Here is a 1,494-nt window from a genome sequence, read left to right as displayed (position 1 = left end):
AGGCAAGCATGCCCGTTGCAGCTCACCGATCCGAAGCGCGGACCACTATCCGGACTGATCTTGGCGCAATCTTCGTCTCATTGGAACTCAGCCAATCGAAATGGCTGATCACCTCGCTGTCGCCGGGGGCTGGCGAGAAGATGTCGAAGCATGTGGTCGCTGCAGGCGACGTCGCCGGCATGCTGGCTCGTTTTGCCGAACTCAAGAAGAAAGCGCAGACGCGAACCGGTCAATGCTTTCCGATCATTGTCATCCAGGAGGCTGGACTCGACGGCTTCTGGATCCATCGCGTATTGGTGGCCGAGGGTATCGAGAGCCATGTGGTCGATCCGGCCTCGATTGCAACCTCGCGCCGGCGGCGCCGGGCCAAGACCGACAGGATCGACGGCGAAGCGTTGGTCCGGGCGTTGCTTGCTTATCAGCGGGGGCGAGCCGCGGGTGTGTGCGATGGTCCGTGTGCCGACGCCCGAGGAAGAGGATCGCCGCCGCCTCTCGCGTGAGCGCCAGGCTCTGACGAAAGAGCGGATAAGGCACGTTAACCGCATTAAGGGGCTGCTGGTCAGCCAGGGCATATCCGGCTACGAACCGCTGCGCCGCGATCGACGCGTGCGACTGGAGGAATGCACGACTGGCGACGGTCGTATGCTGCCTGCGCACTTGAAGGCGCAGATCGGTCGCGAACTCGATCGGCTGGAACTGCTGCTTGAGCAGATCAAGGCTGTCGAGGCCGCCCGCGACGCCATGCTCGCCGCCACGCAGGTCGTCTCGCCAGCACCGGCGATGTTACTCAACCTGAAAGGCATCGGGCCGGAGTTTGCCGCCGTACTCTGGTCGGAGGGGCTGTCGCGTTGCTTCAATAACCGACGACAGGTTGCCGCCTATGCCGGCCTTGCGCCGACATCCTGGCAGAGTGGCTCAGTCGATCACGATCAAGGAGTTTCGAAATCCGGCAATCCGAGGCTGCGAACGACGTTGATCCAGATGGCTTGGCTTTGGGTGCGTCATCAACCGCACGCGGCGCTCACGTTGTGGTTTAGAGATCGGGTTAAGAAGAACGGTGGCCGTCTCAAGAAGACAACGATTGTCGCGCTCGCCCGCAAGCTGCTTGTCGCGCTGTGGAAATACGTCAATGCCGGCGTCGTTATCGAGGGCGCAATTATAAAGACCGCCTGATTGGTTACCCAAACTGAATTCTGCAATCTTCCAGGACCCGATCAGTCCTGGCGGATCCAGGTGGACGAACCTAGCATTTGCTTGGCTCAAAAATAGGCCGCTCGTGTAGAATGGTATCGTCCTCCTGAGCCCTGTCCGCCCGCAAGCGGGATGTTGGTGCTGCTGTCTCGAACAGCGACCGTATATAAGTTGGATTTGGCTTGGCAACGAGCCGCGTCGCGCAACGGGCTCAGACCATGGATGCCGCAATGAATAACGGAGTGCCAAATGTCACCCTGACGAAAGTTCCGTGTTGACCCTCCTCATATAAGCAAATGCCAC

General features: G+C 60.0%; 1 pseudogene. It reads left to right on the top strand.

Going from position 1 to position 1,494, the window contains the following annotated elements:
* The first annotated feature begins 8 nt into the window (after positions 1-8).
* A pseudogene (locus PY650_RS36355) lies at positions 9-1,173 on the top strand (IS110 family RNA-guided transposase).
* Positions 1,174-1,494: the final 321 nt, after the last annotated feature.

The organism is Martinezella calliandrae, assembly GCF_030272695.1.
GTDB classification, from domain to species: domain Bacteria; phylum Pseudomonadota; class Alphaproteobacteria; order Rhizobiales; family Rhizobiaceae; genus Rhizobium; species Rhizobium calliandrae.
The sequence above is the reverse complement of the archived record's forward strand: the minus strand, read 5'-3'. Positions and strand labels throughout refer to the sequence as shown.